The organism is Tepidibacillus infernus (assembly GCF_048898065.1).
Taxonomy (GTDB): Bacteria; Bacillota; Bacilli; order Tepidibacillales; family Tepidibacillaceae; genus Tepidibacillus_B; species Tepidibacillus_B infernus.
Map to the genome: position 1 here is coordinate 1394780 of NZ_JBLWFI010000001.1, position 14676 is coordinate 1409455.

Below are 14676 nucleotides of genomic sequence, written 5' to 3' on the forward strand. Positions count from 1 at the left end.
AATTTAATATATTCACTTATTTCATTAGATCTTTTAAAACTTGCTATATATTCACTACTAATTCTTCCCCTTTTAGCCATTATGGCACGATCGGTTTCTTCAAGTAAATGATCAATCATATACCCTATATCTTTCAACATTAGATCATCCAACTCAAAACTGGGTTCTCTAGAGATCTTTGCTGATTTTTCCTGAAGGCGATTATAATAAGTGTAATAATTTAAAAGAGCATCCGATGATTTAGATGTTAGATATTTTTCTACCTCTGTTGTAAGTAATGTCACTTCGTTATTTAAATTATTTAAATAAATATAGTCTACAAAAATATCTTTTACTTTCGACAGCATTAATTTGGCATTATAATACGAAAAAGTACTGGTTGCCCCTAATAAAATAATTGTAATTAAATAGTAAATCATCAGTTTTTTTCTAATCCCTGTAAAACGAAACAAGCTCTTGAACATCTCTTCACCGTCTATTCTACTTTACTATATCTGATATTTTGATAATCTTGCAGATTTTTCATCGTAATCACTTTTACTCCTGTATCGATAAAAGTAGATGTTGTCTTTTTTTCTTTAATATCTATTAATGCTTCAATACTTTCATAACCCATTTTGTATGGATCGCTCATTACAGTACCATATATAATACTTTTCCCGATATATCTTAGGATGTTTTCTGTATCACCATAACCAACTAATGTAACAACCCCAACTTTATTACTATCAACGATAACTTGAGCTGAACCTAAAGTATCTACTGAGTTAGTTGTATAGATCGCATTTACTTGAGGATAATCTTTTAGGATAGATTGAGTGATCTCCTCCGCGCTTAAAATCCCTAGCCTTGAACTAAATATTTTTATGACTTCCATTTCTTTATAATCTCTTATTGTACTGAAGAAACCGTTAATTTTAAGATTTTGACTTACTTCATCCAGTTCATAATCATTGTTCATGATAATAGCAATTTTTGCTTTTCCGGCTGTTGCTTGAACCATTAAATTTCCTGCCTCTTTTCCAAGCAGGAAGCTATTTGTACCAACAAAGGCATTTCTGCTACTATTTACATCATCATTTTCCACAGTTACCACAGGTATATTTTTTAGATAAGCTCTATCTATTACATCCTTAAAATTCGCATTAGGTGATACATGGGTAATAATACCGTCAACATGTGAAGCTACAGCAATATCTAGATATTTTAATTCTTCTTCAGGATTGTTAAATCTAGGACTATTAAATTCGACTGCCACATTATTCTGTTTGGCTGCCTTCTCAATTCCAAGCCTAATCTCCTCCCAAAATGGATCAACAGAACTTTGCAAAATCACAAAAAAATGATATTTTGGTTTTTGTAAAACTTCTATTTGTTCATAGGTTTGAATCTTATAAAAAATAAAACTAATGGTCACAATCAAAATCAATAAAATAATATTGATATATTTCTTCAATTTGTAAGTAAATCTTGATCCTTTTTCCATTACATGAATTGTCTCCCTACTGATCAACTATCATTATATTCAACATATTCGACACAAGGGTTCAAAATCCTTTTGACACTCCCTGCGAGGATGGCTTTCTACAGCCATCCTCTTTCATTTCCTTACACCACGTATTTCTCCGCCTCCAAAATACGTGCAGCAATGTTGCGTTTTAATTGAACCGTGTTGATAGGGGTGTAACGAGTGAGTTTCTTTAAGATCGAGAGTTGGGTTCTTAACACATCCCCCTCTTCCAACGACGCTAGGGTCACCTTTGCTAGTTGAGACAATCTTTCAAAAGTCTCTTGGAAGTAGACTTGGGTCATTTCAATCTTTTGGATAGACTTCTCTACGCCGACCTTGTTTATGGATTTTAATGTCCGTAAAAGAATACTTTCTAATCCATAGATTTCGATGATCATATCGGAAATATTGCGCAAAATTTCTTGTTCCTGTTCTAGCTTTTGTTGATATTTTTGAACTGCGATTCCAGCCACCATTAGTGCCATTTTCTTGGTTTTTTCTAGCAGATCCTTTTCTTGGTTTAATGGAGTTTCTTCAAGTATGGAAGGCATGATTCCCATCAGTTCTTGTTGTAACCCTTGTGCTTTTGCTAAAAGTGGGAGTTCGCCTTTTAATGCCTTTTTCAATAGAGTTCCCGGGATTAAAAGACGGTTAATCTCGTTCGTTCCCTCAAAAATTCGATTGATTCGAGAATCTCGATACAATCTCTCAATTTCATATTCCTCAATAAAGCCATACCCTCCATGGATTTGAACCCCTTCATCTACAACAAAATCTAAGGCTTCTGAACCGTAAATTTTGTTTATGGAACATTCAATTGCATATTCGGCAATTCCATTAGCCACTTTTCGCCCTTCGTCTTCTTTGACACCTTTTAATGCGTTTAATGAATCCTCAATTAATCCACCCGTCCGATAAACAGTGGTCTCATTCACATACGTTCGAATTACCATATCTGCCAACTTCTCCTGAATCAGTGGGAATGAGCTAATCGGGGTCTTGAACTGCTTCCGTTCCTTGGCATACTTCACCGCAAGATCAATTACTCGTTTGGAAGAACCCACTGTACCAATTCCCAATTTGTATCGACCAATATTTAAGATATTAAAGGCGATCACATGACCTTTTCCGACTTCCCCTAAAAGATTTTCCATTGGAACCTTTGCATCCTCAAGGATCAATGGACGAGTCGAAGAACCACGGATTCCCATTTTCTTTTCCTCCGGTCCAACTGATACGCCTTCGAACTCTCTCTCCACGATAAAAGCAGAAAATTTATCCCCATCAACTTTCGCATAAACGACAAAGACATCAGCAAAACCTGCATTGGTAATAAACTGTTTCGTTCCGTTTAAAATATAATATTTGCCATCTTCACTTAATACGGCGGTTGCCTTTGCCCCTAATGCATCAGAGCCTGATGTAGGTTCGGTTAAGGCGTAAGCGGCGATCTTCTCCCCAGATGCTAAAGCTGGGAGATATTTTTGACGTTGATCTTCATTTCCAAAAAACACAATGGGAAGTGAACCAATCCCGACGTGCGCTCCATGACTTAAGGCAAATGATCCTGCTTTTGCGATATTCTCCGTAATTAAGGACGAGCTGATCTTATCTAACCCAATTCCGCCATATTCCTCAGGTACATCTGCACCGAGTAGCCCTAATTCTCCTGCTTCTTTTAATAGTTTCACAACCAAATCAAAATTTTTGTGTTCGATCGCCTCAGCTTGAGGGAGGATTTCTCCTTCGACAAAGTCCCATGTCGTTTTAGCGATCATCACATGCTCCTCATTAAAATCCTCTGGTGTAAAAATATCTGTTGGCTTTACATCCTCAATTAAAAAACTACCACCTTTGATTTGCTTTTTATCTTCCATCCGAATCCCCTCCATCACATCTATTATTTTTATAACAGTTCAAAGACTCCTGCGGCTCCCATTCCTCCGCCAATACACATCGAAACCACACCATATCTTCCATTTCTTCGTTTTAATTCATGTAAGAGTGTCACAGAGAGTTTGGCACCTGTGCAGCCTAATGGGTGCCCGAGTGCAATTGCTCCACCATTAACATTTACTTTTTCTGGATCAAGTCCTAATTCGCGAATGACATAAACTGCTTGTGCGGCAAAGGCTTCATTTAATTCAAACAGATCAATATCCTCAAGTGTTAATCCTGCTCTTTCGAGTGCTTTTGGAATCGCCGTTACAGGCCCAATTCCCATGATATCTGGTGCAACACCTGATACTGCATAACTTATAAAACGAGCGATTGGTTTTAATCCAAGTTCCTCGGCCTTTTCCCTTGACATGACCATCACTGCAGCAGCCCCATCACTGGTTTGTGAGGAGTTCCCCGCTGTCACCGTGCCATTTGCCATAAATGCGGGTTTTAACTTTGCTAATGCTTCCATTGACGTATCCGTACGAACCCCTTCATCGGTGTCAAAGATAATCTCTTCTTTACGTACCTTGCCTGTTTCATCCATCATTGTTTTCGTTACCTTAACAGGGACGATTTCCTCTTTGAATTTCCCTTCCGCAATTGCCTTTGCTGCTCGCTGATGACTTTGTAATGCGAAAGCATCCTGTTCTTCTCTAGAGACTTCGAATTGCTTTGCGACTTGTTCTGCCGTTAATCCCATCGCCATATAAGCTTCTGGCATATGTTCCATTAACCATGGATTCGGAGCTAGCTTATTGCCACCCATTGGAATCATACTCATACTCTCTGCGCCACCGGCAATAACCACATCAGCAAACCCGACCATAATTTTTTCAGCTGCAATTGCAATCGTCTGAATCCCAGAGGAACAATAACGGTTCACCGTCATTCCTGGAACGGTTTTTGGTAATCCCGCACGCAAGACAATATTCCTAGCCATATTCATTCCCTGCTCCGCCTCTGGAAAAGCACAACCGATGATTACATCATCAATTTCTTCTGGTTTTAAACCTGGTGTTCGACGTAATAATTCTTCAATTACATAGACTCCTAAGTCATCAGGGCGAGTATCCTTTAACATGCCTTTAGGTGCTTTACTCACCGCAGTTCTTACTGCTGCAACAATGACAGCCTCTCTCATTTTCCATCCTCTCCTTTAGTTTCGAAGTGGTTTCCCAGTTGTTAACATATATTGCATTCTTGCTTGTGTTTTTGGTTCACCAACCAAGCTTAAAAATGCTTCCCGTTCTAAATCGAGCAAATATTGTTCGGAAACCATTGTATTGGCTGGTACACTACCTCCTGCGAGAATAAAGGCTAATTTCTCAACAATCTTTTGATCATGTTCACTAATCATGCCACTAACGAGGAAGGAATAAATTCCTAGGCGTAAAGTGTTATAGCCCGTTTCTCCTACTACTGGAATTTTCTTTGGCTTTGGTGGCCGATAGCTAAGTTGATCAAGTGCTATAACCGCTTGTTTCGCATCATAGATTTGCGTATCCCGATTCACTGATATTCTATCCTGCTTTCTGAGATAACCAAGCGTTTTTGCATCTTTTGCGCTCGTCGAAACTTTTGCCATCGCAATCGTTTCGAATGCTCGATTCACAAGTGGCTGAACATCCATTGTTAGACCATCTGGAATTCCTTCCAGACTGCGAAGTAATAATTCTTTCGTTCCGCCCCCACTAGGGATGACGCCAACACCAACCTCGACAAGTCCCATATAGGTTTCTGCGGCCGCCTGAACATAGTCCGCTCCAAATGCGACTTCGGCACCACCACCTAATGTCATTCCAAAAGGTGCAGCTACAACAGGCTTATCTAAATATTTCAACTTCATGTTGGCATCTTGGAACATCCGAATCATTAAGTCTAATTCATCCCAATTTTCATCCTGTGCTTCCATTAAAATCATCATTAAATTGGCACCAACGCTAAAATTCTTCGACTCATTGCCAATCACAAGACCTCGATAGTTCCTCGACACTTCTTCTGCGCTCTGGTTGATCATCGAAATAATATCCGTAGCGATCGAATTATTCGGAGAATGAAATTCAAGTAAAGCCACATCATCGCCTAAATCAATAAGACTAGCACCAGAATTAGACTTGATCACCTTCTTTTGTTCTTTTAAGTCGGCTAAAGAAATTTTCTTAGGATTTTTTGAAATGCTTTCAAAGTTTCCATTCATAGACAGATAGAATCGTTTGCTTTCTACTTTCTCATAGAAATGAGTTTTACCACTTTCTAGAAGTGTTTTTACAAATAGAGGAATCTGAACACCCTCTTCTTCCATTCGTTTTACAGATTTTTCAACACCAATGGCATCCCAGATTTCAAAAGGTCCTAATTCCCAGTTAAACCCCCATTTCATCGCTTGATCGATATTCACAATATCGTCAGCGATCTCACCTAATTTATTGGCTGAATAGAGCAATACTTGTTTTAACGTGTTCCAAGCAAATTGTGCCGCTTCATCTTTGCCATAAACAAGTGTCTTTAATTTATCTTTTAGGGTTTTGGTCTGTTTCGCCATTTCAACGGATGCCGATTTGAATTTTTCCTTTGGCACATATTCCATTGTCTTCTGGTCAAATACAAAGATTTCTTTGCCCTTTTCAGTCATCACCTTTTTATAAAAACCTTGCTTGTTCTTATCACCAATCCATCCCTGTTTTACCATTTCAAGAATATAACTTGGAATCGTAAAGACGCGTTTTTCCTCTTCATCCTCTGAGTTGTCTCTTACATTATTGGCCACATGGACAAATGTATCGATTCCAACCAAATCTAACGTTCGGAAAGAGGCGCTTTTTGGCCGTCCCATTAATGGTCCTGTTATCAAATCCACCGCATCTGCCCGTAATTCCATCTTCTCCATCTCATGTATGGTAACCATTAATCCATATGTGCCAATTCGGTTGGCAATAAAGTTAGGTGTATCCTTTGCCAACACAATTCCTTTGCCAAGGACGTTCTCACCAAAATCCATCATAAATTCCACAATTTCTGAATCGGTTGTTTCTGCAGGAATTACTTCTAATAGTTTCATATAGCGTGGTGGATTGAAGAAATGAGTACCTAAGAAGTGCTTTTTGAATTCATCGGATCGATCCGCCACCATTTCGTTAATCGATATCCCTGATGTATTGGAACTGACAATGGTTCCTGGCTTACGATATGTTTCAATCGTTTCTAGCACTTTCTTTTTTATTGCTAGATTTTCCACAACAACTTCGACGATCCAATCCACCTCTGATAAACGATGCAAATCATCTTCCAGATTGCCGATTTGGATGAGGTCAGCATCTTCAACTGAGTAGAGTGGCGAAGGTTTCGTTTTTAATAGAGCTTGTTTTGCAGTAGCTGCCAGTCGATTTCTTACTGCTGGATGATCAAGTGTAAGACCTTTTTTCTCTTCATCAAGCGTTAGTTGCGTTGGAACGATATCCAATAGATAAACAGATATTCCTACATTGGCCAGATGGGCTGCGATTCCTGAACCCATCACCCCTGAACCTATCACCGCGGCTTTTTTAATTTTCCTTTTCATGGACAAACCTCCATTTCAATTTCAATGTTCAGTGTCAAATTAAGGAGATCATATACACCTTTTCTATTTTTTCATTACTCTTTCAATAAGTAGTTAGCTATAACTACCCGTTGAATCTCATTTGTGCCCTCATAGATTTGCGTAATTTTGGCATCTCGCATCATCCGTTCTACTGGATAATCTCTGGTATAGCCATATCCACCAAAGATTTGAACGGCTTCAGTGGTAACCTCCATCGCCGTATCTCCAGCCATCAATTTGGCCATGGCCGATTGTTTGCTATATGGAAGACCGTGATCCTCTAGCCATGCTGCTTGATAGGTTAAGAGTCTTGATGCTTCAACTTTTGTTGCCATATCTGCGAGTTTGAATTGAATCCCTTGTTGGGCGCTAATCGGTTTGCCAAATTGAACCCGATCCTTCGCATAGTTCAGCGCTGCATCCAAGGCTCCTTGAGCAATTCCAACCGCTTGTGCCGCAATTCCATTTCTTCCACCATCTAATGTCATCATTGCAATTTTGAACCCTTGCCCTTCTTCCCCTAATAAATTTTCTTTTGGAACCCGTACGTTCTCAAAATGCAATTCAACGGTTGTAGATGAACGAATTCCTAACTTCTTTTCTTTCTTTCCAAAGGTAAAGCCTTCCATCCCTTTTTCTAAAATAAAGGCACTGATCCCTTTATGTTTTTTTCCTTTATCTGTAGTGGCAAAGACAATATAGGTGTCTGCCTCCATTCCGTTTGTTGTAAAAATCTTTGAACCATTGATCAGGTAATCATCCCCATCCTTCACCGCCGTGGTTCTGAGATTGGCAGCATCAGACCCAGCACCATTTTCCGTAATTGCAAAAGCACCTAGTTTTTCTCCCGTTGCTAGAGGCTTTAAGTATTTCATTTTCTGTTCCTCATTGCCAAACTTATAGATGGGCCAACTGGCTAAAGATATATGGGCTGACAAGGTAACGCCAACCGATGCATCGACTCTTGAAAGCTCTTCAACGGCAATCACATAACTCAAAAAGTCTGATTCTGCCCCACCATATTCCTCTGGCCAAGGAATCCCTGTAAGTCCTAATTCTGCAATCTTTTCAAATATCTCTCGATCAAAAAACTCTTGTTCATCCCTAAGTGCCACTGTTGGTTCCACCTCATTCTCCGCAAAGTCCCGTACCATCTTCCGAAACATTTCTTGCTCCTCAGTTAAACGAAAATCCATATCACTCGCTCCCCCAAAGCTTTCTATTTAAATAGTTGATTCGCAATCACCATTCGCTGAATTTGATTTGTACCTTCGTAAATTTGTGTAATCTTCGCATCTCGAAAATATCGCTCAACTGGATAATCTCTCATATACCCGTATCCGCCCATAATCTGAACCGCTTCTGTTGTCACTTTCATCGCGACATCACTGGCAAACATTTTGGCCATGGATGACAATTTTGTACTATTCCCCTTTGCTTGATGAACTGATGCTGCTTGATAGATGAGTAATCTTGCTGCTTCAATCTGTGTGGCCATATCTGCAAGCTTCCACTGGATCGCTTGAAAGGTAGAAATCGGCTGTCCAAACTGTTTTCTTTCTTTCGCATACTGGATACTTGCTTCAAGGGCTGCTTGCGCGATTCCTAGTGCCTGAGCACCAATACCGATTCGTCCCCCGTCTAAATTGGACATTGCAATTTTGAAGCCTTCACCTACTTGCCCTAACTGATTAGCTTTTGGTACTTTGGCCTGATCAAAATGAAGCATCGTTGTATTGGAACCATGAAGTCCCATCTTTTTTTCCTTTTTGCCAATCGTAAACCCGGGCGTATCCTTCTCTACAATAAAAGCCGAAATCCCCTTTGTTCCTTTGGTTGGATCGGTAACGGCAAAGGTTACATAGAGATCTGCAACTCCACCATTGGTAATGAAGATTTTGCTTCCATCCAATTGATAATGGTCATCTTTGTCGATCGCTATAAGTTTAATTCTTCCAGCATCTGAACCTGCCTGTGGTTCTGTCAAAGCAAAGGCACCAATCATCTCCCCTTTTGCTAGCTTTGTTACATATTTTCCCTTTTGTTCCTCTGTACCAAAGTTGAGGATAGGTAGCGTTCCAACGGAAGTATGTACCGCTAGAATGACACCAACCGCAGCACTTGCTTTTGAAATCTCTTCGATTGTAGCAATATAGGAAATAAAATCAGCACCTACCCCACCCCACTCTTCTGGGATTGGAATACCTAGAAGACCAAGTTTCCCCATTTTCTTGATTAACTCCAAAGGAAATTGATCACTTACATCGATTTGGGCTGCAATTGAGGCAATCTCGTTTTTCGCAAAATCCCGTACCATTTTTCGTATATACTCTTGCTCTTCGGTAAAATGAAGATTCATCTTATTCATAGACATAGAAACCACGTCCTGTTTTTCGACCAAGCCATCCAGCTTTAACATACTTTCGTAAAAGTGGACAAGGGCGATATTTGGAATCCCCTAATCCCTCATGAAGAATCTCCATGATTGACAAGCAAGTATCCAAGCCAATAAAATCGGCTAATTCTAAAGGACCCATCGGATGATTCATCCCTAGCTTCATCACTTGATCCACGGCTTCTGGTGTGGCCACTCCTTCATAGACGGTATAGATAGCCTCATTAATCATCGGCAATAAAACACGATTGGAGATAAAACCTGGAAAATCATTCACTTCTACAGGTGTTTTTTTCATTGTTTTGGCTAAATTTTCAACCGTTTGGTACACAACATCCGTTGTAGTTAATCCACGAATCACTTCCACTAGCGGCATCACAGGAACCGGATTCATGAAGTGCATTCCAATCACTTGATTTGGTCGACCAGTTACCGCTGCAATTTCCGTAATCGGTAATGAGGAAGTATTGCTTGCTAGAATCACGTCGGGTCTAGCGATTTGATCAAGTTCTTGAAAGATTTTCGTTTTGATTCCCATATTTTCCGTTGCAGCCTCAATAATGAAGTCCGCCTCACTCGCCAAGCCTAATTCCGTCGTCAGTTGGAATCGAGCAAGGATCTGCTCCTTTTCTTCTTCTGAGATTTTTCCCTTTTCGATATAGCGAGTAAGATTTTTTTCAATCACCTTTAGACCTCGTGCAAGATATTCATCTTTAATATCTTGCAAAATGACTTGAAAACCTGTTTGAGCAGCCACTTGGGCAATTCCGCTTCCCATCTGCCCTGCTCCGATCACCATGATCTTTTGTATGGACACTTTCCTCAACCCCTTTCAATATCCCAACCTTATACCCAAACTTCAATAAACCTACCATTACATCAATCAAACGAAGAACATAAACTCTAAACTTGAACAAGAATAGCATCCCCTTGACCGCCACCACTACAGATGGCTGCTATTCCCAATCCTCCACCCCGACGTTTTAATTCATAAATTAGGGTGAGTAAGATTCTCGTTCCGCTTGCGCCAATTGGATGACCAAGGGCAATCGCTCCCCCATTGACATTCACTTTTTCCGGGTTCCATTTGGCAATTGTGGCACTGGTTAAAACGACGGAAGCAAAGGCTTCGTTAACCTCAATCAGATCGATTTGGTCAATCATATATCCTGTCTTTATCAACAATTTATTAATCGCTTGACCAGGGGCAATGGCTAAATAAGGAGCTTCCACTGCGACTTGTGTATGACCGAGAATGGTTGCTAATGGTTGCAAACCATATTCTTGAGCCTTTTCTTCTGACATCAGTACCATCGCTGCTGCCCCGTCATTAATTCCTGGTGCATTTCCTGCTGTAACACTCCCATCCTGTGTAAATACCGGGGGTAATGTTGCTAGTTTTCCTAAGCTCGTATCTCTTCTCGGTGATTCGTCTGTATCAACAACCAGCGAATTCTTTTTTTCCTTAATGGTGACAGGAACAATCTCTTCGGCTAATTTGCCATTATCGATCGCTGCAATAGCAAGTTGATGGCTACGTAACGCCCATTCATCCTGTGCTTCACGGGAAATTTCATATTCCTTAGCCACATTACTTCCATGGACCGCCATGTGAACATTATGAAAGGCACAGATTAAGCCATCATGAACCATGATATCGATCAACTCGTCATTCCCCATCCGCATTCCGAATCTTCCATTTTTCAACGCATAGGGAGCTTGGCTCATACTCTCCATTCCCCCAGCGACAATCGTATCCGCATCACCACTACGAATGATCTGGTCGCCTAAGGTCACACTTCGTAAGCCTGAAGCACAAACCTTGTTAATCGTCTCTGTAGGAACATCCCAATCCAATCTTGCTTTCCTTGCTGCTTGTCGAGAAGGGATTTGGCCTGCTCCACCTTGCAGAACCATCCCCATTATCACTTCATCTACCCAATCATTTTGAACTCTCCCCCGATCTAGGGCCCCCCGTATCGCAATTCCACCTAGCTCGGATGCCGACATGGATTTGAATGCTCCACCTAATTTTCCAAATGGTGTACGAGCGCCACTTACAATCACAGTTTTCCTCACAATGACTCTCCTCCTTTTACTAAACCAAAGATCTTTCTAATAGCTCCACCACATCAAGCGTTTTCACATCTTCTTCGACTCCTTTAGCTTTGGTACCGTCAGAAATCATGGTTAAACAGTACGGACAAGCGGTTGCAATGGTAGTTGGGTTTAACTGTAAGGCCTGCTCCGTTCGAAGGACATTAATCCTTGTTCCCTCTTTTTCCTCTAACCACATCAAGCCACCACCTGCACCACAGCACATCGCATCCTGTTTACTTCGTTCCATTTCTACTAATTCCACACCGGGGATAGATTTGAGGATCAAACGTGGTGTATCGTAGTTCTCGTTGTACCGTCCAAGATAACAAGAGTCATGATAGGTAATTCGTTCTTTTACTTCTTTTTGTGGTTTAATTCTTGCCTCTTGAATTAGCTTTGCAAGGACTTCTGTATGATGATAGACCTCTGCATCTAAACCAAACTCTGGATACTCATTTTTAAATGTGTTATAGGCATGAGGATCGATCGTTACAATCCTTTTTACGTTATACTTTTGGAAATTAGCGATATTTTCTTTCGCTAATTGTTGGAACAGATACTCATTCCCTATACGACGTGCAGAGTCTCCTGAATTCTTTTCGTCATTCCCTAAGATGGCAAAGGTGATTCCTGCCTTTTGGAAGATTTTCACTAAGGATTGGGCAATTTTTTTACTGCGATTATCAAACGAACCCATCGAACCCACAAAGAATAGATACTCAAATTCCTTCGTTTCTTTTACCGTTGGTACCATAATATCCTCTCGTTCCTGCCGCCAATTGGCTCGTTCCTTTCGATTTATTCCCCAAGGATTTCCTTGCCGCTCAATATTATTTAAAGTCCGTGCCGCTTCTGGACTCATCTCTCCTTGAGTTAAAACTAGATAACGCCGTAAGTCGACGATTTTGTCCACATGCTCGTTCGTTACCGGACATTGATCCTCACAGTTCCGACAAGTGGTACATGCCCATATCTCTTCTTCTGTGATGACATCTCCAATTAATTGCAGTTCATGAAGCGGTTTTAATGCCGTTGCACCATCCGTTGTTGCCGCAGCCTCTTGACGGGCAAGTACCGACGGGAGCCCAACGGATGCGGGATCTTTAAAAATATGTCCCGGAGCCCATGGCGTTGTATGTGGAGCAACAACCTCCCCTTTTTCTGTAAGATGATCTCGTAGTTTTGTAATCAGTCTCATTGGCGATAAAGCTTTCCCTGTGGCAGAAGCAGGGCACATATTGGTACAACGACCACATTCTACACAGGAATAGAGATCCAATAATTGCTTTTGCGTAAAATCTTCAATTTTCCCTACACCAAATTCTTCTTGTTCTTCATCTTCAAAGGAAATAGTAGATAACTTTCCAGGTGAATGTAATCTCTTAAAATAGACGTTGACGATTGCAAAAATCTCATGAGCCTGCTTAGATTGAGGGAGATAGACGAGATAAGATAATAGAAGTAAGATGTGTGCCCACCAAGCCGCATAAAAGAGGATATATGCTACGTTAGTTGGAATGTTTTGAATGACAAAATAGATAAGAGAAGAGAATGGTTTGTAAATGGTTGCATCCTCATGTAGAATCACCATTTCAGCTCCACCGGCAACAATGACAGATGTCATTAATGGAGCAAGGAACCAATAGACAAGCCCTGCTCGAAAACTCCGTTGTAATCGTGGCAGTTTTTCTACATATCGTCGATAAGCCATAAAAAGTACCGCAAAGAAAACGGATCCAACTAATAGTTCTTGAGATAATGTAAAGAAATGATAGAAAGGCACTGGGAGGTACCATCCATTGACCATCATAAACCCTTTCCCAATTAAATCGATTGCTCCGAATTGAACAAGAATCGCACCATAAAATAAAAAGACGTGCATCACCCCACTCTTTTTATCCTTCAGCAGCTTCTTTTGACCTAATACAAATGTAACGATTGATTTCCATCTTGCCTTGGTATTCTTCTCTAAGTTGGGATCTTTCCCTAATTTTATATAGGTGTAACGAGCATATAACACTCGGTAAAATAGCCAGAAACCATAGATAACTACAGCGATAAACGCAAATAGGTTAAACAGTTGCCACATTCATCTCCCTCCTATTTTCTTGTTTCATAATAGCGATGTTTCAGAATATATTGAGTCGATGTTCATTCATTTTTAAGTACTTTGAGTTCGTCGACTAAGATGGGCAAGACATCGAATAAATCACCGACGATTCCGTAATCAACAATTTGGAAGATGGGGGCTTCTGGGTCTTTATTCACAGCAACAATAACCTTTGAATTGGACATTCCTGCCACATGTTGAATCGCACCAGAAATACCTAAAGCTATATATAAATCGGGTGTAACGACCTTACCTGTTTGACCAACTTGTAAGGAGTAATCAGCGTACTCGGCATCACAAGCACCACGAGAGGCACCAACAGCGGCTCCAAGAAGATCTGCCAATTCATAAAGCTTCTCAAAACCCTCTTTGCTTTTCATTCCCCTCCCACCAGAAACGACAATTTTCGCTTCACTCAGATCTACACCCTTGCTTGCTTTACGAAGAACATCTCGCACCTTTACTCGTAACGCATCATTAGAAGGAGTGAAGGAAAGTGGAATCTTCAGTCCACTTCGGGAAGAATCTGCATCTTCCATTGCGATATTATTTGGACGAATGGTCGCAAAAACAAGTGAATCATTGCTTACTTTTTTCACAAATGCTTTTCCTGCATAAATCGGTCTAGTAAAGACAATCTTTTCATCTACCATTTCTATTGCAATAGTATCTGTTATCAACCCAACTTGTAACGCGGCTGCAATCTTTGGTGCCATATCTCGAACGATGGATGTATGACCCATTAAGATCACATCAGGTTGAAACTGGTTCACTACCTCAAGAAAAGCTTCTTTGTACACATCAGTTACATATTGCGTTAATAATGAATCTTGAACGACAAAAACCTTATCCGCACCATGTTCGACTAGTGCTTGAACGTATTCATTTGCGTCAGTACCGAACAAGACACTGGCAATTTCCCCACCGTCGACTATTTTTTTTGCTGCTGCTAATACTTCAAAAGAGACATTACGCAGCTTTCCGTTTTTTTCTTCCGCAAAAACCAATACCTTTCGGCTCATTTTGTCTGCTCCTCT

11 protein-coding genes are annotated in these 14676 nt (G+C 40.5%); all 11 read right to left on the minus strand.

Going from position 1 to position 14676, the window contains the following annotated elements:
- Positions 1–464 (minus strand): CHASE3 domain-containing protein (locus TEPIDINF_RS07090; RefSeq protein WP_421691627.1); only part of this gene is annotated, 464 nt, incomplete at its 3' end.
- A gap of 11 nt (positions 465–475) precedes the next feature.
- The gene (locus tag TEPIDINF_RS07095) at positions 476–1486 is read right to left on the minus strand and encodes a substrate-binding domain-containing protein (protein WP_068725148.1); all 1011 of its coding nucleotides are present in this window, start codon (positions 1484–1486) and stop codon (positions 476–478) included.
- A gap of 122 nt (positions 1487–1608) precedes the next feature.
- Complete coding sequence (locus TEPIDINF_RS07100) at positions 1609–3387, minus strand: acyl-CoA dehydrogenase family protein (RefSeq protein ID WP_421691628.1); 1779 nt, start codon at positions 3385–3387, stop codon at positions 1609–1611.
- Positions 3388–3416: 29 nt separating this feature from the next.
- Positions 3417–4595: an acetyl-CoA C-acetyltransferase gene (locus TEPIDINF_RS07105; RefSeq protein ID WP_421691629.1), complete on the minus strand. Its 1179-nt coding sequence runs from the start codon at positions 4593–4595 to the stop codon at positions 3417–3419.
- 15 nt (positions 4596–4610) lie between these two features.
- On the minus strand, positions 4611–7013 hold the full coding sequence (locus TEPIDINF_RS07110; protein ID WP_421691630.1) for a 3-hydroxyacyl-CoA dehydrogenase/enoyl-CoA hydratase family protein: 2403 nt from the start codon (positions 7011–7013) through the stop codon (positions 4611–4613).
- A gap of 74 nt (positions 7014–7087) precedes the next feature.
- Positions 7088–8230, minus strand: coding sequence for an acyl-CoA dehydrogenase (locus TEPIDINF_RS07115; protein ID WP_421691631.1), 1143 nt, complete (start codon positions 8228–8230; stop codon positions 7088–7090).
- Positions 8231–8253: 23 nt separating this feature from the next.
- A complete protein-coding gene (locus tag TEPIDINF_RS07120; protein WP_068727555.1) occupies positions 8254–9393 on the minus strand; it encodes an acyl-CoA dehydrogenase in 1140 nt (379 codons plus the stop codon).
- Position 9394: 1 nt separating this feature from the next.
- Positions 9395–10246 (minus strand): 3-hydroxybutyryl-CoA dehydrogenase, encoded by an 852-nt coding sequence (locus TEPIDINF_RS07125; protein ID WP_421691632.1) that lies wholly within the window; start codon positions 10244–10246, stop codon positions 9395–9397.
- 86 nt (positions 10247–10332) lie between these two features.
- Complete coding sequence (locus TEPIDINF_RS07130; protein ID WP_421691633.1) at positions 10333–11508, minus strand: acetyl-CoA C-acetyltransferase; 1176 nt, start codon at positions 11506–11508, stop codon at positions 10333–10335.
- Positions 11509–11527: 19 nt separating this feature from the next.
- The gene (locus TEPIDINF_RS07135) at positions 11528–13618 is read right to left on the minus strand and encodes a (Fe-S)-binding protein (protein WP_421691634.1); all 2091 of its coding nucleotides are present in this window, start codon (positions 13616–13618) and stop codon (positions 11528–11530) included.
- 62 nt (positions 13619–13680) lie between these two features.
- The gene (locus TEPIDINF_RS07140; RefSeq protein WP_421691635.1) at positions 13681–14661 is read right to left on the minus strand and encodes an electron transfer flavoprotein subunit alpha/FixB family protein; all 981 of its coding nucleotides are present in this window, start codon (positions 14659–14661) and stop codon (positions 13681–13683) included.
- Positions 14662–14676: the final 15 nt, after the last annotated feature.